The sequence below is a fragment of the Streptomyces sp. NPDC058650 genome (assembly GCF_042717315.1).
GTDB lineage: Bacteria > Actinomycetota > Actinomycetes > Streptomycetales > Streptomycetaceae > Streptomyces.
The window spans coordinates 101,117-120,014 of sequence record NZ_JBHXRL010000008.1; the positions used below are offsets into that span (position 1 = coordinate 101,117).

17 protein-coding genes and 2 tRNA genes are annotated in these 18,898 nt (G+C 69.8%); 4 read left to right on the top strand and 15 right to left on the bottom strand.

The genetic code is table 11. The features are described from left to right. Nucleotides 1–4: 4 nt before the first annotated feature. From mreD to ACFWWU_RS16555, 6 genes are all read right to left on the bottom strand, one after another. Complete coding sequence (gene mreD, locus ACFWWU_RS16530) at nt 5–673, bottom strand: rod shape-determining protein MreD (protein ID WP_384145221.1); 669 nt, start codon at nt 671–673, stop codon at nt 5–7. Continuing rightward, on the bottom strand, nt 670–1,665 hold the full coding sequence (mreC, locus tag ACFWWU_RS16535; protein WP_384145224.1) for a rod shape-determining protein MreC: 996 nt from the start codon (nt 1,663–1,665) through the stop codon (nt 670–672). Before mreC ends, mreD begins: the two co-directional genes overlap by 4 nt. Nucleotides 1,666–1,746: 81 nt before the next feature. Then, complete coding sequence (locus ACFWWU_RS16540; RefSeq protein ID WP_125753625.1) at nt 1,747–2,766, bottom strand: rod shape-determining protein; 1,020 nt, start codon at nt 2,764–2,766, stop codon at nt 1,747–1,749. A gap of 234 nt (nt 2,767–3,000) precedes the next feature. Continuing rightward, nucleotides 3,001–3,414 (bottom strand): nucleoside-diphosphate kinase, encoded by a 414-nt coding sequence (gene ndk, locus ACFWWU_RS16545; protein ID WP_141301954.1) that lies wholly within the window; start codon nt 3,412–3,414, stop codon nt 3,001–3,003. A 65-nt stretch (nt 3,415–3,479) separates the two neighbouring features. Next, nucleotides 3,480–3,854 (bottom strand): DUF4233 domain-containing protein, encoded by a 375-nt coding sequence (locus tag ACFWWU_RS16550; protein WP_384145229.1) that lies wholly within the window; start codon nt 3,852–3,854, stop codon nt 3,480–3,482. A gap of 5 nt (nt 3,855–3,859) precedes the next feature. After that, on the bottom strand, nt 3,860–5,359 hold the full coding sequence (locus ACFWWU_RS16555; protein ID WP_384145232.1) for a bifunctional folylpolyglutamate synthase/dihydrofolate synthase: 1,500 nt from the start codon (nt 5,357–5,359) through the stop codon (nt 3,860–3,862). Between the two features lie 100 nt (nt 5,360–5,459). Here ACFWWU_RS16555 and ACFWWU_RS16560 point away from each other — a divergent pair, with 100 nt between their 5' ends. Then, nucleotides 5,460–6,482 (top strand): rod shape-determining protein, encoded by a 1,023-nt coding sequence (locus ACFWWU_RS16560; RefSeq protein ID WP_384145235.1) that lies wholly within the window; start codon nt 5,460–5,462, stop codon nt 6,480–6,482. An 84-nt stretch (nt 6,483–6,566) separates the two neighbouring features. Here ACFWWU_RS16560 and ACFWWU_RS16565 read toward each other — a convergent pair whose 3' ends face one another. Beyond that, nucleotides 6,567–7,706 (bottom strand): sensor histidine kinase, encoded by a 1,140-nt coding sequence (locus tag ACFWWU_RS16565; RefSeq protein ID WP_384145238.1) that lies wholly within the window; start codon nt 7,704–7,706, stop codon nt 6,567–6,569. A gap of 353 nt (nt 7,707–8,059) precedes the next feature. Beyond that, nucleotides 8,060–10,681, bottom strand: a complete 2,622-nt coding sequence (locus ACFWWU_RS16570) for a valine--tRNA ligase (protein WP_384145241.1) — start codon at nt 10,679–10,681, stop codon at nt 8,060–8,062. A gap of 138 nt (nt 10,682–10,819) precedes the next feature. Between ACFWWU_RS16570 and ACFWWU_RS16575 the strand changes: the two genes are divergently transcribed. Further along, nucleotides 10,820–11,785: a hypothetical protein gene (locus ACFWWU_RS16575; protein ID WP_384145244.1), complete on the top strand. Its 966-nt coding sequence runs from the start codon at nt 10,820–10,822 to the stop codon at nt 11,783–11,785. An 80-nt stretch (nt 11,786–11,865) separates the two neighbouring features. Here the strand turns inward: ACFWWU_RS16575 and clpX are convergent, their stop codons facing one another. From clpX to ACFWWU_RS16600, 5 genes are all read right to left on the bottom strand, one after another. Then, entirely contained in the window at nt 11,866–13,149 is a 1,284-nt protein-coding gene (gene clpX, locus ACFWWU_RS16580) for an ATP-dependent Clp protease ATP-binding subunit ClpX (protein ID WP_015033605.1), read from the bottom strand. A gap of 157 nt (nt 13,150–13,306) precedes the next feature. After that, nucleotides 13,307–13,969: an ATP-dependent Clp protease proteolytic subunit gene (locus tag ACFWWU_RS16585; RefSeq protein WP_384145246.1), complete on the bottom strand. Its 663-nt coding sequence runs from the start codon at nt 13,967–13,969 to the stop codon at nt 13,307–13,309. 62 nt (nt 13,970–14,031) lie between these two features. Next, the gene (locus ACFWWU_RS16590; protein ID WP_329623462.1) at nt 14,032–14,649 is read right to left on the bottom strand and encodes an ATP-dependent Clp protease proteolytic subunit; all 618 of its coding nucleotides are present in this window, start codon (nt 14,647–14,649) and stop codon (nt 14,032–14,034) included. A 243-nt stretch (nt 14,650–14,892) separates the two neighbouring features. Then, on the bottom strand, nt 14,893–16,278 hold the full coding sequence (tig, locus tag ACFWWU_RS16595) for a trigger factor (protein WP_384145250.1): 1,386 nt from the start codon (nt 16,276–16,278) through the stop codon (nt 14,893–14,895). A 174-nt stretch (nt 16,279–16,452) separates the two neighbouring features. Then, nucleotides 16,453–16,529, bottom strand: a tRNA-Pro gene (locus ACFWWU_RS16600). Nucleotides 16,530–16,662: 133 nt separating this feature from the next. On the opposite strand from ACFWWU_RS16600, the gene ACFWWU_RS16605 reads away from it, so the two are divergent. Continuing rightward, a tRNA-Gly gene (locus tag ACFWWU_RS16605) sits at nt 16,663–16,736 on the top strand. A 133-nt stretch (nt 16,737–16,869) separates the two neighbouring features. Continuing rightward, the gene (locus ACFWWU_RS16610) at nt 16,870–17,319 is read left to right on the top strand and encodes an amphi-Trp domain-containing protein (RefSeq protein ID WP_384145253.1); all 450 of its coding nucleotides are present in this window, start codon (nt 16,870–16,872) and stop codon (nt 17,317–17,319) included. 23 nt (nt 17,320–17,342) lie between these two features. Here ACFWWU_RS16610 and ACFWWU_RS16615 read toward each other — a convergent pair whose 3' ends face one another. Together ACFWWU_RS16615 and ACFWWU_RS16620 are read right to left on the bottom strand one after the other, a co-directional pair. Next, nucleotides 17,343–17,537, bottom strand: a complete 195-nt coding sequence (locus ACFWWU_RS16615) for a hypothetical protein (RefSeq protein ID WP_024755527.1) — start codon at nt 17,535–17,537, stop codon at nt 17,343–17,345. A gap of 154 nt (nt 17,538–17,691) precedes the next feature. Then, entirely contained in the window at nt 17,692–18,837 is a 1,146-nt protein-coding gene (locus tag ACFWWU_RS16620; protein ID WP_384145256.1) for a PP2C family protein-serine/threonine phosphatase, read from the bottom strand. Nucleotides 18,838–18,898: the final 61 nt, after the last annotated feature.

Genomic DNA, 18,898 nt, shown 5'->3' on the forward strand with positions numbered 1-18,898 from the left:
TCGGTCACAGTCGCTTGACGCCCTTGATGCGGCCGGCCCGTGCGGCGCGGCTCCGGGCGGACTTCACGCGCAGGCCGCCGCGCTGGTTGCCGATCCGCAGGCCCGTGCCGGAGGAGAGCCAGCCGGAGGCGACGTCGGTGCCGTTCGCCCCGCCGGCGTCGGACAGCGGATCGTTCTCGGCGCGCCGGGCCAGCGCCATGATGAGCGGCACGGTGAAGGGCGCGAGGAGCAGGTCGTAGACCGCCGCGGTGAACAGCAGGAAGCCGAGGCCCACATGGCGGGCCGCGGTGTCCCCGACGAGGGCGCCGACGCCCGCGTAGAGGAGGGTGGACCCGACGGCCGCGGCGACGACGACGGCCATGGGGCCGGTCGCGGAGGTCAGCCGGCCGTTCTCGGGCTTGGCGAGGCCGACCAGGTAGCCGATGACGCAGAGCACGAGGGCGTAGCGGCCGGCGGCGTGGTCGGCGGGCGGGGCGAGGTCGGCGAGGAGACCGGCGGAGAAGCCGATCAGGGAGCCGCTGACGGGTCCGTAGACCAGGGCGAGGGCGACCACGGTGAGGAGCACCAGGTCGGGGACGGCGCCGGGGAGTTGGAGGCGGGCGAGGACGGAGACCTGGACGACCAGGGCGACCACGATCAGGGTCGCGGAGAGGAGGATGCGGTTGAACTTCACGGTGTCGCGTCCCCCTGGTCCTGGCCCTGCTGGTCCTGGCCTTGCTGGTTCTGGCCCTGCTGGTTCTCGTTCGGCTGCTGTCCGTCCGGTGGCGGCGGTGTGACCGTGACGGTGACGGTCGGCGCGGGCTTGGGCTTCGGCGGCAGCACCATGTCGCGGGGGTTGGACTGGGGCGCCTGGACGACGACGCCGACGATGTCGAGCTTGGTGAAGCCGACGTACGGACGGACGTAGACGTTGCGGGTCAGGCCGCCGCCCGCGGGGTCGATGCGGACGATCTCGCCGACCGGGACGCCGGGCACGAAGGGCTTGTCGCCGCTGGAGCCGAAGGTGACGAGCCGGTCCCCCGGCTTCACCTTGGCCTTGCCGTTCAGGAGCTGGACGAGCAGGGGGCCGTCGCCCTGGCCGGTGGCGAAGCCGAGTTCGTCGCTCTTCTCCATGCGCGTACCGACGGTGAAGTCGGGGTCGTTGGCGAGGAGGACCGTGGAGGTGGACGGGCCGACGGTGGTGACGCGGCCGACGAGTCCGGAGCCGTTGAGCACGGTCATGTCCCGCTTGACGCCGTCGCGGGCACCGATGTCGACGGTGACCGTCCAGGAGAAGCCCTGGGCCGCTCCTATGGCGATGACCTGGGCGCCCTTGATGCCGTACTGCCCGGCGCCGGCGGTCTTGAGCATGGCGTCGAGCTCGCGCAGCCGGTTGCGGTTGCGGTCGTCGCTGCCGAGCTCGGCCTTCAGCTCGGCGTTCTCCTTCTCCAGGGCGGCGATCCGGGTGTGCCGCTCACCGGAGTCGCGGACCGCGCCTATGGCGTTCCCGATGGGGTCGACGGCCGCCGCCACACCGTTCTCGACGGGTCCGAAGACCGCGGCGGCGGCCTGCCGGGCACCGTCGACGGGTGACTCCTGCCCGCCGCGGATGTCCACCGTGATCAGTGCGAACGCGATGGCGATCAGCAGCACCAGGAGCAGCCGGCTCTCTCGTGTGTCCCTCACGTGCGGCGGCCGTGCCTTTCCTCGTGGTTCGTTCTTCGGCTGTGCTTGTTCTCTTGTGGGGTGTTGCTCGTGCGTACGGCTCTAGCGGCGCGGCTGGGCGTCCAGCACCTGCTGGAGGGCCTCGAACTCCTCCACGCACTTGCCGGCGCCGAGCGCCACCGAGTCCAGCGGGTCCTCGGCGATGTGGATCGGCATGCCGGTCTCGCGGCGGAGCCGTTCGTCGAGGCCGCGCAGCAGAGCGCCTCCACCGGTGAGAACGATGCCGCGGTCCATGACGTCACCGGAGAGCTCCGGCGGGCACTTGTCGAGGGTCGTCTTCACGGCGTCGACGATGGCGTTGACCGGCTCCTCGATGGCCTTGCGCACCTCGGCGGCGGAGATGACCACCGTCTTGGGGAGGCCGGAGACGAGGTCGCGGCCCCGGATCTCGGTGTGCTCGTCCTTGTCGAGGTCGTAGGCCGAGCCGATGGTGATCTTGATCTGCTCGGCGGTCCGCTCACCGAGGAGGAGCGAGTACTCCTTCTTGATGTGCTGGATGATCGCGTTGTCCAGCTCGTCGCCGGCGACCCGGATCGACTGTGCCGTGACGATTCCGCCGAGGGAGATGACGGCGACCTCGGTGGTGCCGCCGCCGATGTCGACGACCATGTTCCCGGTGGCCTCGTGGACGGGGAGGCCCGAGCCGATGGCCGCCGCCATGGGCTCCTCGATGATGTGCACCTGGCGGGCACCGGCCTGCGTCGAGGCCTCGATGACGGCGCGTCGCTCCACACCGGTGATGCCGGAGGGCACGCAGACGACGACCCGGGGGCGGGCCAGGTAGCGGCGCTTGTGGATCTTGAGGATGAAGTAACGGAGCATCCGCTCCGTGATCTCGAAGTCGGCGATCACGCCGTCCTTGAGCGGGCGGACGGCGACGATGTTGCCGGGTGTCCGGCCGATCATCTTCTTCGCCTCTGCACCAACCGCCAGGATGCCGCCGGTGTTGGTGTTGATCGCGACGACGGACGGCTCGTTCAGAACGATGCCTCGGCCCCTGACGTACACCAGCGTGTTGGCGGTCCCGAGGTCGACAGCCATGTCACGGCCGATGAACGACATTGAGTTCCCCTTGATTTCCCATGGCTGAGAGTGTGCGGCGTGGAATTTTTCCATCGTAGTGCCGCCCGCACGGATGCCGCGCGTTGGTCCACCTCAGTACTGGTGACGGCAGGACGCGGCGATCCGTTCCCGGGATTGGCGTTCATATGCCTGGGGGCGACCGAAATTCCTTCGGTCGCCCCACAGGGTTGTGCCGATCGGCTGACGCCGGGTCAGCATCCGGTCGGCACCGGATCAGACGAGACCCGGGAAGAAGATCTTCAGCTCGCGGAGAGCCGACTCCTCGGAGTCCGAGGCGTGGATCAGGTTCTCGCGGACGATGGTGCCGAAGTCACCGCGGATGGAACCGGGCGCGGCGGCGATCGGGTCCGTGGGGCCCGCGAGCTGGCGGACGCCCTCGATGACCCGCTCGCCCTCGACGACGAGCGCGACGACCGGACCGGAGGACATGAAGCCCATCAGCGGCTCGTAGAAGGGCTTGCCCTTGTGCTCGCCGTAGTGCTGCTCCAGCGTGTCCTGGTCCAGCTCGCGCAGCTCCAGGGCCGCGAGGGTCCAGCCGGCCTTGCGCTCGATACGACCGATGATCTCGCCGATCAGGCCACGGCGGACGGCGTCGGGCTTGAGCAGGACGAGCGTGCGCTGGCTCACGGGGGGACTCCTTCGGAAAAGCGGTGTGCGGGCCTCCGAGGCTACAGGGCCCGCACGCCCCTCGATTACGCAGCGTCAGGCCCTGCCGTGGCCTGTGCGGGCTGCCCGGACTGCGACGCGGCCCACCGCGCCTTGATGTCGTCGACCTTCCGGCCGTAGTGCACCGACGCCCACCACAGGACGGCGAAGGCGACGCCGAGGACGAACATGACCGGCACGAAGAAACCGCTGGCGATCAGGCCGATCTGGAGGGCCCAGCCGAGCTGTACGCCGCCGGGACGGGTGACCATCCCGCACAGCAGCACCGAGAGGAGCATCGCGACGCCGCAGACCGTCCAGACGGTGGACATGGCCAGGCTGTCGTCCTTCATGGCGACGAGACCGGCGAAGCCGATGACGAAGAACTCGGCGATGAGCGTCGAGGAACAGAGCATGCGCATCGGTGTCAGCCCCTTCGCAGCAGCAGCCGGGCGTCGCCGACCGTGAAGATCGAACCGGTCACGAGGACTCCCGCGCCGCCGTACTCGGCCTCTTCCTCCGCGAGGGTGATGGCCGCTTCGAGCGCGTCGGGCAGCCGCGGCTCGACGACGACCCGGTCCTCGCCGAAGACCTCGACCGCGATCGCGGCGAGCGCGTCGACGTCCGTGGCCCGCGGGTTGGAGTTCGTCGTGACGACGACCTCCGCGAAGATCGGCTCGAAGGCCTCCAGGAGACCCCGGGCGTCCTTGTCGGCGCTCGTGGAGACCACGCCGACGAGCCGCGAGAAGCCGAAGGACTCGCTGACGCCCTCCGCCGTGGCGCGCGCGCCGTGCGGGTTGTGCGCGGCGTCCAGGATCACCGTCGGGGAGGAGCGGACGATCTCCAGGCGCCCGGGCGAGGCGACCTGGGCGAAGGCCCGGCGGACCGTGTCCGCGTCCAGGGTCCTCGCGTGGTCCGCGCCGACCCCGAAGAAGGCCTCGACCGCCGCGAGCGCCACGGCCGCGTTGTGCGCCTGGTACGCGCCGTGCAGCGGCAGGAAGACGCCTTCGTACTCGCCGCCGAGACCCCGCAGGGTGAGGAGCTGGCCGCCGACCGCGACCTCGCGGGCGACGATGCCGAACTCCATGCCCTCGCGGGCGACGGTGGCGTCCGCCTCGACGGCCTTCTTCAGCAGGACCTGGGCGGCGTCCACCGGCTGCTGGGCCAGGATGACGGTCGCGCCCTGCTTGATGATCCCGGACTTCTCGCCGGCGATCTCGCCGGTGGTCCCGCCGAGCCGGTCGGTGTGGTCGAGGTCGATCGGGGTGACGACGGCGACGGAGGCGTCGATGACGTTCGTCGCGTCCCAGGTGCCGCCCATGCCGACCTCGACGACGGCCACGTCGACCGGGGCGTCGGCGAAGGCCGCGTACGCCATGCCGGTGAGGACCTCGAAGAAGGAGAGGCGGTACTCCTCGCGGGCGTCGACCAGCTCCACGTACGGCTTGATGTCCTGGTACGTCTCGATGAACCGCTCGGCGGAGATCGGGGCGCCGTCCAGGCTGATCCGCTCGGTGATCGTCTGCACGTGCGGCGAGGTGTACCGCCCGGTGCGCAGCTCGAAGGCGCCGAGCAGCGCCTCGATCATGCGGGCCGTCGACGTCTTGCCGTTGGTGCCGGTGATGTGGATCGAGGGGTACGCGCGCTGCGGCTCGCCGAGCACGTCCATCAGGGCCGCGATCCGCGTGACCGAGGGCTCCAGCTTGGTCTCGCCCCAGCGGGTGGACAGCTCGGTCTCGACCGCGCGCAGCGCCTTGTCGAGCTCCGGGTCCTCGGGACGGCCGGGCACGGGGTCACCCTGGACCGGACCGGACTGGGCGCGCAGGGTGCGGCTGCCGGCCTCGATCACCGCCAGGTCGGGGTCACGAAGGGTCTCGTTGTCGACGATGTCGTCGAACTGGTCACTCGGGTCGCTCGGCTCGCTCACGGGCCCAGTCTACGGAGGGGTACCGACAGGACCATGGACCCACCCCTTTCGGGACTTTCGGTCCCCCGTCCGCCGGAGTCGCCGGGCAAACTTGGCGATCATGGACATAGGGATCGACCTCGGCACGGCCAACACGCTCCTCTACGCCCGGGGCCAGGGCATCGTGCTCAACGAGCCGTCCGTGGTGGCGGTCCAGGAGGGCTCGCGGCAGGCGCTCGCGGTCGGCACCGAGGCGAAGGAGACCATCGGCCGTACGCCCGGTTCGATCACCGCGATCCGGCCCCTGAAGGACGGCGTGATCAGCGACTACGAGGCGGCCGAGGAGATGATCCGGCACTTCGTGCGCAAGGCCGTCCCGGGCCGCCGCCGGCCCCGCACCCGGATGGTGGTCTGCGTGCCCAGCGGGGTGACCCCCGTCGAGCGGCGGGCGATCGTGCACGCCGCGCTCTCCGCGGGCGCGCGGGCGGTCCACCTCATCGAGGAGCCCATGGCGGCGGCGATCGGGGCGGGGCTCCCGGTCTCCGACCCGCGCGGCTCGATGGTCGTCGACATCGGCGGCGGGACGACCGAGGTGGCGGTCATCTCGCTGGGCGGGATCGTCACCGCCCAGTCGCTGCGCGTCGGCGGCGACCGCCTCGACGCGGCCATCACCGACTTCGTCCGCAAGGAGCACTCGCTGCTCATCGGCGAGCGCACGGCCGAGGACGTGAAGGTCGCGATCGGTTCGGCGTGGCCGGTGCCGGGCGAGGAGGAGCGGGAGCGGCGGACCTTCACCGTACGGGGGCGGGAGAAGGTCAGCGGGCTGCCCCGGACGGTGGAGCTGACGGTGCCGGAGGTGCGGGCGGCGCTCGACGAGCCGGTGGAGGCGATCATCGCGGCGGTGCGGGCGACCCTGGAGGAGTGCCCGCCGGAGCTGTCGGGCGACGTGATGGAGCACGGCATCGTCCTGACCGGCGGCGGGGCGCTGCTGCCGGGACTCGACCTGCGGCTGGCCTCGGCGACGGAGATCCCGGTCTTCGTCGCCGACCGGCCGCTGGACTGCGTCGCACTGGGCTCGGGGCGGTGCGTGGAGGACTTCGACAGTCTCCAGCGGGTGATGGGGAAGGCGGAACGGGTCCGGTGAGCGGGGGGCCGGTGAGCGGATCCGGAGAGCGGGTCCGGTGAGCGGGTCCGCCCAGCGGGTCAGCTCATCGGGTCAGCTCATCGATCAGCGGTTCAGGCCCGTCGGGAGCAGCGCCGTCACCCCGTACGCCCCGCCCTCCCCGCGCGCCGTGAGCGTCCCGCCCATGCTGACGACCCGCTCCTCCATGGAGAACAGCCCGGTGCCCGTCGAGACGGGTGCCGGGTCCGGCGGGGTCTTCGGCAGCGGGTTGCGTACGTCGATCCGCAGATCGGGACCTTCCACGGTGATCGTGACCGTCACCGGCAGGCCCGGCGCATGCTTGGCCGCGTTCGTCAGGCACTCCTGGACGACCCGGTGGACGGCCGCCTGCCGCAGCGGCGACAGCGCCTTGGCCGCGTCCTCGACCGTCAGGTCCACGGGGCTGCCCATCCGCTCGCTCTCCTCGGCGAGCGCGGCGAGCCCTTCGAGGCCGGGGGTGGCCGCGTCCCGGTCGGCGCGGCGCACGATCGTCTCATTGAGCATCAGGTGGGCGCGGCGGGCGGTGTCCGCGAGCTCCTCGAAGTCCTTCTGGTGCGCCCCGCCCCGCGCCCGTACGGCGAGGACCTCGGCCCGCACCGCGAGGACGGTGAGCTCGCGGCCGACGAGGTCGTGGACGTCCCGGCCGACGGAGATCCGCTCCTCCTGGACGGCCTGCCGGGCGGCGGCCTCGCGGCGCTGGACCTCCAGGGCGCGCACGAGGTCCTGCCGGTACGCGGCGATGCCGACGCCTGCCGCGAGGACCCCGATCGGGACGACGATGCTCAGGAAGTCGCTCAGGGTGGCGCCGTGCCGGGCGGGCCAGCCGGGCAGCTGGAAGAAGGCGCACGCCAGGCCGATGTAGAGCACGGTGGCGGCGACCGCGGCCCGCCGCCCCCGGAACCGGCCGATCGAGTACAGCGCGAACTGGATCATGGTGAGCTCGTGGAGCCACCCCATCAGCCCGAGCGCCACGAGGTACGGGACCCACGGCAGCCGGCGCCTGAGCACCAGCGTGGCCGCCCCGGCCGCCAGGACCAGGGTCGCGGTGACCCCGGTGAGCGAGTTGTCGGCGCGGGCGAGCCCGGGCACGTCGAGGACCATCAGGCCGAAGGCGCTCAGCGCGGCGACGACGTCGAGGGCACGGGGCGAGACGGCCCACCGGTCCACGCAACGGCGCAGCGCGGGGACGGTGGGGAGGCGGGACATGCCGTCCATCATCCAAGGTCTTTCGTCCCGAAGCCGTGGACCTGAAGTCCCTTCTGGTGTGAGATCAGGCACTTCGCCCACATTGCTCCATCTGGCCGGGATGCTGGACCGGCCGGAGGAGCGGGACCGCCTCCTGGAGGAGAGCGCGCCCTGGAGGAACTCCTCGGCAACGCGCTGCGCTTCACCCCGGAGGACGGCCGGGGACACCGGCAGCGGGGTCCCCCTGGAGTACCACGAGGAGATCTTCACCCCGTTCGTCCGCGCGCCCAACGCCCGCCGGCCACGGAGTCCTGACGGGCACGCGAAAGGGGCCCGGAACCGTGTACCGGTTCCGGGCCCCTCCCTGTGCCGTACTACGCCTGCGGCAGGTTCGCCAGCTGGCTCTGGATACGGGCGATGTCCTCGTCCGCCTTGGCGAGGCGGGTGCGGATCTTGTCGACCACGTTGTCCGGGGCCTTGGCGAGGAAGGCCTCGTTGCCGAGCTTCCCGTTCGCCTGGGCCTTCTCCTTCTCGGCGGCCGCGAGGTCCTTCGCGAGGCGCTTGCGCTCCGCGGCGACGTCGATCGTGCCCGACAGGTCGAGCGCGACCGTCGCCCCGGCGACCGGCAGGGAGGCGGTGGCGGCGAAGCCCTCGCCCTCCGGCTGGAGACGCAGCAGCTGACGGATGGCCGCCTCGTGCGGGGCCAGCGCGGTGCCGGTCACGTCGAGCCGGGCCGGAACCTTCTGACCGGGCTGGAGGCCCTGGTCGGAACGGAAGCGGCGGACCTCCGTGACGACCTGCTGGACCAGCTCGATCTCCTTCTCGGCGGCCTCGTCGCGGAAGCCACTGTCGTTGGGCCAGTCCGCGATGACGAGGGACTCGCCGCCGGTGAGGGTGGTCCACAGGGTGTCGGTGACGAAGGGGACGATCGGGTGCAGCAGGCGCAGGGTGACGTCGAGGACCTCACCGAGGACCCGGGCCGAGACCTTGGCCTGCTCGCCGCCGTCGAAGAAGGTCGTCTTCGACAGCTCGACGTACCAGTCGAAGACCTCGTCCCACGCGAAGTGGTAGAGGCCGTCGGCGAGCTTCGCGAACTGGTAGTCGTCGTAGAAGGCGTCCGCCTCGGCGACGACCTTGTTCAGCCGCGAGAGGATCCAGCGGTCGGTCGCCGACATGTCCGCGACGTCCGGCAGCGGACCCTCGACCGTGGCGCCGTTCATCATGGCGAAGCGGGTCGCGTTCCAGATCTTGTTGGCGAAGTTGCGGGACGCCTGGACCCAGTCCTCGCCGATCGGGACGTCCACACCCGGGTTGGCGCCCTTGGCCAGGGTGAAGCGCAGGGCGTCGGAGCCGTACTTGTCCATCCAGTCCAGCGGGTTGACCGTGTTCCCGAACGACTTCGACATCTTCTTGCCGAACTCGTCACGGACCATGCCGTGGAACGCGATCGTACGGAACGGCGGCTGACCGTCCATCGCGTACAGACCGAACATCATCATGCGGGCGACCCAGAAGAACATCAGGTCATAGCCGGTGACCAGGACGGAGTTCGGGTAGAACTTCTCCAGGTCGGGGGTCTGCTCCGGCCAGCCCATCGTCGAGAACGGCCACAGGCCGGACGAGAACCAGGTGTCGAGGACGTCGGTGTCCTGCGTCCAGCCCTCGCCCGTCGGCGGCTGATCGTCGGGACCGACGCAGACCAGTTCGCCGTTCGGGCCGTGCCAGACCGGGATGCGGTGGCCCCACCACAGCTGGCGCGAGATGCACCAGTCGTTGAGGTTGTCGACCCAGTCGAAGTAGCGCTGCGACATGTCGGCCGGGTGAATGTTCACCTGACCGTCGCGGACCGCGTCGCCGGCGGCCTTGGCCAGCGTCTCGACCTTGACCCACCACTGGAGCGACAGACGCGGCTCCAGCGTCGTCTTGCAGCGGGAGCAGTGCCCGACGGAGTGGACGTACGGCCGCTTCTCGGCGACGATCCGGCCGTCGGCGCGCAGGGCGGCGACGATCGCGGAGCGCGCCTCGAAACGGTCCAGGCCCTGGAAGGGGCCGTGGACGGTGATCACACCGCGCTCGTCGAGGACCTCGATGGACTCGAGGCCGTGGCGCTGGCCGATAGCGAAGTCGTTCGGGTCGTGCGCCGGGGTCACCTTGACCGCGCCCGTGCCGAACTCCGGGTCGACGTGGGTGTCCGCGACGACCGGGATGGTCCGGTCGGTCAGCGGCAGCTTGATCCGCTTGCCGATCAGGTGGGCGTAGCGCTCGTCGTCGGGGTGGACGGCGACGGCGGTGTCACCGAGCATCGTCTCCGCGCGGGTGGTCGCGACGACGATGGTGTCGTCACCCTCGCCGTACTTCATGGAGACGAGCTCGCCGTCGTCGTCCTGGTAGTCGACCTCGATGTCGGAGATGGCCGTCAGACAGCGCGGGCACCAGTTGATGATGCGCTCGGCGCGGTAGATCAGACCGTCGTCGAACATCTTCTTGAAGACGGTCTGGACGGCGCGGGACAGCCCCTCGTCCATGGTGAAGCGGTCCCGGCTCCACGCCAGGCCCTCGCCGAGGCGCCGCATCTGGCCGGCGATCTGACCGCCGGACTCGGCCTTCCACTCCCAGACGCGCTCGACGAAGGCCTCGCGGCCCAGGTCGTGGCGGGACTTGCCCTCCTTGGCGAGCTCGCGCTCGACGACGTTCTGGGTGGCGATGCCCGCGTGGTCCATGCCCGGCTGCCACAGCGTCTCGAAGCCCTGCATCCGCTTGCGGCGGGTGAGGGCGTCGATCAGCGTGTGCTCGAAGGCGTGGCCCAGGTGCAGCGACCCGGTGACGTTCGGCGGCGGGATGACGATCGTGTACGCGGGCTTCTCGCTCTTCGCGTCCGCCTCGAAGTACCCCCGGTCTACCCAGCGCTCGTACAGCGGCCCCTCTACCTCGGCCGGCGCGTACTGGGTCGGCAGTTCGGTGGTGGGCGCTGTCTGCTGCTGAGTGTTCTCGGTCACGGGGCCAGTTTAGGGGTGTCGCCGCCCCGTCCCGAAACGCTTTGGTTCGGTAACGGTGTGGCCCCCGCCGCACTTCCGCCTCTGCGGTTCCGCCAGGATGTTCGGTAGGCATAAACATCCTGTGAGGGGAACCTGTCGATGAGTTACAACCAGCCCGGCCCGTACGGCGGCCAGCCGCCCCAGCAGCCCGGGCCCTACGGCCAGCCGGGCCCGTACGGCCAGCAGCCGCAGCAGCCGGGCCCGTACGGCCAGCCGCAGGCGCCGCAGCCGGGTTACGGATACCCACAGCAGGCCCCGCAGGGCGTCCCTCCGCAGCAGCCGCCGTACGGCTACCCGCAGGCCCAGCAGCCCGGCCCCTACGGCCAGCAGCCCCAGTACGGCGCCCCCCAGGGCCCCGGCGGCTACGTGCCGCACCCCCCGGCCCCGAAGAAGTCGAAGACGGGCCTCGTCATCGGCGCGGTCGCGGTCGTCGCGGCACTCGGCGTCGGCGCGTACTTCCTGCTCGGCGGCGGTGGCTCCTCGGTCGCGGACGACGGCCCGCACAAGCTGACCACCCCGGACACCGTGCTCACCGAGTACAAGAAGAAGCCCGGCGGCGGCGGTGGCGACAAGGACTCCCTCAAGGACGCCGAGCAGAAGGGCGTCAAGAACGCCACGAACGTCGGCGCCTCCTACGAGGCGAAGGACGCGGCCAACCCGCTCGGCACCAAGATGATCTCCTTCAGCGGCCTCTACGGCGAGATCGACGACCCCGAGAAGGTCGTCGACAACGTCTTCGCCGGCATCAAGGCGGAGTCCGAGAAGGAGAAGGGCGAGAGCAAGCCCGGCGATCCGAAGATGGATCTGGCCGGCAGCCCGCAGGAGTTCACTCCCGCGGAGCTGGACGGCGCCGTCCTCAAGTGCCAGCAGGCCAAGTCCCCGGCCAACCCTGCCGAGTCCACCCCGGCGTTCGCCATGACCGTCTGCGTGTGGGCGGACCACAGCACGGTCGGCTTCGTCGTTCCGATGAACATGGCCGACATGATGGCGGGCAAGGAAGGCTCGATGGAGGACGCCGCCTCCATCGCCGCAAAGCTGCGCAAGGAAGTCCGCGTCAAGCTCTGAACCTCGGAGTCACCGACCGGACATGAGTGAGGGGGTCCCGCCTCGAAGGCGGGACCCCCTCACTCATTGCTCGCCTGCCGTCAGGCCGACTTCTCGTGCCTGCCGTCGTTCTTCACGATCCGGGGGACCAGCGTCGGGTTGACGTTGTTCCGGACGACGTCCGCCGTGATGACGACCCGGGCCACGTCCTTGCGGGACGGGACCTCGTACATCACCGACTGGAGGACCTCCTCCATGATGGCGCGCAGGCCGCGCGCGCCGGTGCCGCGCAGGATCGCCTGGTCGGCGATGGCCTCCAGGGCCGGGCGGTCGAAGTCCAGCTCCACGCCGTCGAGTTCGAAGAGGCGCTGGTACTGCTTCACCAGTGCGTTGCGCGGCTCGACGAGGATCTGGAGGAGCGCCTCGCGGTCCAGGTTGTGGACCGAGGTGAGGACGGGGAGACGGCCGATGAACTCCGGGATCATCCCGAACTTCACCAGGTCCTCCGGCATGACCTCCTGGAACTGGTCGCTCGCCTCGATCTCGCGCTTCGAGCGGATGGTCGCCCCGAAGCCGATGCCCTTGGCGCCGGCCCTCGACTCGATGATCTTCTCCAGGCCGGCGAACGCGCCGCCCACGATGAAGAGCACGTTCGTCGTGTCGATCTGGATGAACTCCTGGTGCGGGTGCTTCCGGCCGCCCTGCGGCGGTACGGAGGCGGTGGTGCCCTCAAGGATCTTGAGGAGGGCCTGCTGGACGCCCTCACCGCTCACGTCACGCGTGATCGACGGGTTTTCGCTCTTTCGGGCGACCTTGTCGATCTCGTCGATGTAGATGATCCCGGTCTCGGCCTTCTTGACGTCGTAGTCGGCCGCCTGGATCAGCTTGAGCAGGATGTTCTCCACGTCCTCGCCGACATAGCCGGCCTCCGTCAGCGCCGTCGCGTCGGCGATGGCGAACGGGACGTTGAGCATCCGGGCCAGGGTCTGCGCGAGCAGCGTCTTACCTGAGCCCGTGGGGCCGAGCAGCAGAATGTTGGACTTCGCCAGCTCGATGGCGTCGTCCCGGCCCTGCGCGCCGCCGTTCTCGCCGGCCTGGACGCGCTTGTAGTGGTTGTACACCGCGACCGAGAGGGCCTTCTTCGCGGGCTCCTGCCCGACGACGTATCCCTCGAGGAACTCGTAGATCTCGCGGGGCTTGGGGAGTTCCTCCCAGCGCACCTCGCTCGTCTCCGCGAGTTCTTCCTCGATGATCTCGTTGCAGAGGTCGATGCACTCGTCGCAGATGTACACACCGGGTCCTGCGATGAGCTTCTTCACCTGCTTCTGGCTCTTTCCGCAGAACGAGCACTTGAGCAGGTCGCCGCCATCACCGATGCGTGCCACGAGGTGCTTCCCCTTCGCCTGGGAGTCGCTTGGTTCAGCTACTCCTGGTGCCTCATATTCGACGGTACCTTGCCGGGCCCCCCGTTCGGGCCCCCCTTGGCACGGTTCACATGGACGGGAATACGTCATGTGCCCCGTACCGAGGGAAGGTCGGGCGTCAGCGCTCCGCGGAGGCCGTGCTCTTGCGAGTCGAGACGATCTGGTCGACCAGGCCGTACGCGAGGGCGTCCTCGGCGGTCAGGATCTTGTCACGCTCGATGTCCTCGCGGATCTTCTCGATCGGCGTCGAGGAGTGCTTGGCCAGCATCTCTTCCAGCTGGCTGCGCATCCGCAGGATCTCGCGGGCCGCGATCTCCAGGTCGGAGAGCTGCTCACGGCCGGTGCCGCCGGAGGGCTGGTGGATCAGCACGCGGGCGTTCGGCAGGGCCATCCGCTTGCCGGGCGTACCGGCGGCGAGCAGCACGGCCGCGGCGGAGGCCGCCTGACCCATGCAGACCGTCTGGATGTCCGGCTTCACGAACTGCATCGTGTCGTAGATCGCCGTCAGCGCGGTGAAGGAACCACCAGGGCTGTTGATGTAGATGGAGATGTCGCGGTCCGGGTCCATCGACTCCAGGCACAGGAGCTGCGCCATGACGTCGTTGGCGGAGGCGTCGTCGATCTGCACACCGAGGAAGATCACGCGCTCCTCGAAGAGCTTCGCGTACGGGTCGTACTCGCGGACGCCCTGCGAGGTGCGCTCGACGAAGCGCGGAACGACGTAGCGGCTGTCCATCGGCGCGCCGGTGTAAAGGCCGCTCGCGGAGAGGTTGTTCTGCATCTGGGTGTTCACCGTCCTGGTGGCGTTCGGTGGGCTGGGGCTCTTGAGCGGACTGCCGGGGCTCAGGCGCCCGTGCCGCCGCCGCCGGGAACACCCGCGGCGTGCGTGATGATGTCGTCGATGAGGCCGTAGCTCTTGGCCTCGTCCGCGGTGAACCAGCGGTCACGGTCGCCGTCGCGGATGATCGCCTCGACGGTCTGGCCGGAGTGGTGCGCGGTGATCTCGGCCATGCGCCTCTTCGTGCGGAGGAGGTACTCGGCCTGGATCTTGATGTCGGAGGCCGTGCCGCCGATGCCGGCGGAGCCCTGGTGCATCAGGATGTCGGTGTTCGGCAGGGCGAAGCGCTTGCCGGGGGTGCCGCCGGTGAGCAGGAACTGGCCCATGGAGGCCGCCATGCCCATACCGATGGTCACGATGTCGTTGGGGATGTACTGCATGGTGTCGTAGACGGCCATGCCGGCCGTCACCGAGCCACCCGGGCTGTTGATGTACAGGAAGATGTCCTTCTCCGGGTCGGCGGCCAGGAGGAGCATCTGAGCGGTGATCTTGTTGGCGATCTCGTCGTCGACCTGCTGGCCGAGGAAGATGATCCGCTCGCCGAGCAGCCGGTTGTAGACATGGTCGCCGAGGCCGCCACCGATGGACGGCTCACCCGCGGCGTAAGGCTTCAGATTCGTCACGTATCCACCTGCTCGTCTCCGACGGCCAGAGGCCGTCTCAGCGTCTCGTTCCGAGGGCAGTGCCCTCGTATTCATGGACCCTAACGCGCAGGTAGGACAACACCATCCCGGTTCCGGAACTGTTCGCTTGGAGCGCAAGGTAGGCGGGGCCGCGTAACCGGTCCACGTACGCCCACGGGCCCGTACGCACAGCAGTGCGTACGGGCCCGTGGAGCGGGGTTCCGCGCCGGGGCGCGGAGCCGCTTACTTGTCCTCGGAGACCTCGGCCTCGCCGGTGACGGCCTCGACGGCCTCGGCGGCGGTCTCGACCTCGTCCTCGTCGTCGGAGAGGTCGACGACCTCACCCGTGGTGTCGACGACCTTGGCGGCCTCGACGACGACCGCGAGGGCCTTGCCGCGGGCGACCTCGCCGACGAGCATCGGCACCTGGCCGCCCTGGGCCACGGCCTGGGCGAACTGGTCGGGGCTCATGCCGGAGGAGGCGGCGCGACGGAAGAGGTGCTCGGTGAGCTCCTCGCGGGAGACCTCGAGCTTCTCCTTGTTGACGAGCTCATCGAGGATGAACTGCGTCTTGATGCCCTTCTCGGCCTGCTCCTTGGTCTCCGCCAGGAACTCTTCCTCGGTCTTGCCCTGGAGCTCCAGGTACTTCGCGAGGTCGATGCCCATCTGGCCGAGCTGGTGGTGCTCCAGGTTGTGCTTGCGGGTGTTGATCTCGTCCTCGAGAAGCTTCTCGGGCATCGGGACCTCGACCAGCTTGAGGAGCTCGTCGAGGACGCGCTCCTGGGCCTGGGTGGCCTGGTCGAACTGCTTCATGTTCTCGAGGCGCTTGCGGCTGTCGGCCTTGAGCTCGTCGAGGGTGTCGAACTCCGACGCCATCTGCGCGAACTCGTCGTCCAGCTCGGGGAGCTCACGGGCGGCGACGGTGGTGACCTTGACGGTGACCTCCGCGTCCTTGCCCTCGGCGGAGCCGCCCTTCAGCTGCGAGGTGAAGGTGGCCTCGCCACCGGCCTCCAGGCCCTTGACGGCCTCGTCGATGCCGTCGAGCAGCTCACCCGAACCGATGGTGTACGAGACACCGTCGGCGACACCGTCGGGGAGGATCTCGCCGTCGACCTTGGCCTCAAGGTCGATGGTGACGACGTCGCCGTCCTGGGCGGCCCGCTCGACCGTGGAGGTCGAGGCGAAGCGCTCGCGGAGCTGCTCCACCGACTTCTCGATGTCCTCGTCGGTGACCTCGACCGCGTCGACGGTGACCTCGATGCCGGAGTAGTCCGGGATCTCGATCGTCGGGCGGATGTCGACCTCGGCGGTGAAGGCCAGCAGTTCGCCGTCCTTCAGCTCCGTGATGTCGACCTCGGGCTGGCCCAGCGGGTTGACCTCGGCCTCGTTGACGGCCTCGGTGTAGAACTTCGGGAGCGCGTCGTTGACGGCCTCTTCCAGCACGGCGCCGCGGCCGAACCGCTGGTCGATCACGCGAGCCGGGATCTTGCCCTTACGGAAGCCCTTGACCGTGACCTGCTGGTTGATCTTCTTGTACGCCGCGTCGAGGCTGTCCTTGAGCTCCTCGAAGGGCACCTCGACAGTGAGCCGAACCCGGGTCGGGTTCAGGGTCTCCACGGCGCTCTTCACGGTTAGGTCTCCTTGTGGCTGATTCCTGGAATCCACCGTCTCCGCGTCTGAAGCGGTTCCGGCGGGTCGGCCCGGTCAGAAAGACACACGGGCACGCAGCTTGCATAGTAACCGCAAGCGGGGAGGCAGCCACAACGCGATCAAGAACGAGGCCCATCGGACCCGTGATCGTCATGGTCGGGGTGGCGGGATTTGAACCCACGGCCTTCCGCTCCCAAAGCGGACGCGCTACCAAGCTGCGCCACACCCCGTCGGTGCGACACGTAGGGTACATGGACGGGGACAGTGCGGCGCCCCCCATTTCAAGGGGTGTGCACGAAGGTCCCCGGACCGGCTACCATGCTCTTCGAGCCGCGGTCCTCGTGACCTGCGGCGCGATGCTGTGCGGGTGTAGCTCAATGGTAGAGCACTAGTCTTCCAAACTAGCTACGCGGGTTCGATTCCCGTCACCCGCTCCACGGTCTCAGGGCCGGTCCGGAGAAGTCTCCCGGGCCGGCCCTGAGGCGTTTGCCGGAGGGCTCGCGAGATGCCGGGTCCGGCAGGCTCGCGCAGACTGGGCTCAGCCCGTCTCCCGCCGCACCGGAGGTAGCGATGAAGGACCTGAAGTTCGAGCGGAAGCGCTCGGTGTCCCGTCTTGAGGCAGCCGATCAGCTGACCGCTCTCGCCGCCGCGCTGAGGAAGGGCGGGGAGGCCGAACTGGAGCTGGGGACCGGAACGCTGAGCCTGCACATCCCCGAAAAGTTCCGCAGCGAGGTGGAACTGGAGGTGGGCGACGGGGAGATCGAGCTGGAGATCGAGCTCAAGTGGTCGACGGCCGGCCCCCGGGAGGCGGCGAAGCCGAGTCCCGCCGTCACGGGCGGCGACATGGGGGCGAAGCGGTCCGCCCCGAAGCCGGCCACGAAGCCCGCGAAGCCGATCGCGAAGACGGCCGAGACGCCGGCCGCGAAACCGGATGCGAAACCGGCTGCGGACACCAAGGCGAAGGCCGCGACGACGGCCGGGAAGTCGAAGGCGGCCAAGTCCCGGAAGTCGGCGGCCTGACGCCGTCCTCCGCCCGCGCCGGCTCAGAACTTGATGGAGCCGACCGTCTGCGTTATCGAGTCCAGGAAGCGCTGGATGTCGTCGGCCATGCCGGTGGAGGCGAGGAAGAAGCCGAAGAGCACCGCGATCACAGCCGGTCCGCCCTTGAGGTTCCCCCCGCGGATCAGCACCACCAGGATGATTGCCAACAGCAACACCACAGACAGTGAAATGGCCACAACTGATCACACCCTCGGTCGGTCCCGCCTTGCCGCCGGGGAGCGCACGTCGCACACCACCCCCCGCTGCCTCCATGGTGCCATCAACTCCCCTGCCCCCGCCGCGTCGTGACGAATCGTCGTGGAGAAGATCACGTCACACCGGGGTGGCCGGTCAGGCGCGGCGGGAGATGAGCAGCAGCGCCCGGTCGTCGTTGACGTCCTTGGCGACGGCCTCGATCAGATGCCAGGCGACGCCCTCGAAGCCCTCGACGACACAGCGGTCGGCCTCGCCGGTGAGGCGGTCGATGCCCTCGGCGATGTCCCGGTCGGCGGCCTCGACGAGGCCGTCGGTGAAGAGCATGAGGACGTCGCCGTGCAGCAGCGAGCCCTTGACCGGGTGGAACTCGGCCCTGTCGTAGACGCCGAGGAGGGGGCCGTCCGCGGCCTTCTCCTCCCAGCTGCCGCTGCCCGCGTGGAGCTGGAGCGCGGGGAGGTGGCCGGCGGAGAAGAGTTCGTAGTCGCCGGAGTCCAGGTCGAGGACGAGGTGGACGGAGGTGGCGAAGCCCTCGTCCCAGTTCTGGCGGAGCAGGTAGCCGTTGGCGGCGGGGAGGAAGCCGTGCGGCGGGAGCGAGCCGAGGAGGCCGCCGAAGGCACCGGAGAGCAGCAGGGAGCGGGAGGCCGCGTCCATGCCCTTGCCCGAGACGTCGGTGAGGACGACCTCCAGGGTGCGGCCGCCGTGGGTGCGGGCGGCGACGACGAAGTCGCCCGAGAAGGACTGGCCGCCAGCCGGGCGGAGCGCCATCTCGCGGTGCCAGCCCTGCGGGAGCCGGGGCAGGGCGCTCTGAACGCGGATGCGTTCGCGCAGGTCGAAGAGCATGGTGCCGCCGCGCCGCCAGGGGACGCCGACCCGGGCGCGGAACTGGGCGATGAGGAGTCCGAAGAGCCCGCAGGCGGCGACGGTGAGGACGGTGCCGGGGGTGACCCGGGCGGGGCCCTGGGTGTACGGGCCGAGGACGACGGACTCGACGATGAGGGCGCCGGCGGCGGCCGCGTACAGGCCGAGCAGGCTGGCGGGGCGCAGCAGCAGCCCGCCGGCCACGATGGGCAGGACGAGCGCGGCGGGCGCGCACCAGACCGGGTCGAGGAGGGTGCCGCAGGCGATGGCCGGGATCATCAGCAGGAGTCCGGCGAAGGCGAGCCAGTCGGAGCCGTCGCCGCGGAAGTAGTCGACGCCGGACTTGCGCAGCGCGATGCGGGCCCGGCGGGCGCGTCTGCGCGTCCGGGCCGCGTACGTGTTCACTCCCGCGCGGTGTCCCATTGGCCTGGACCCTATCCACCCCGTCCGACATCGCGCAGGGGTACCCCGGTGACAATGTGCG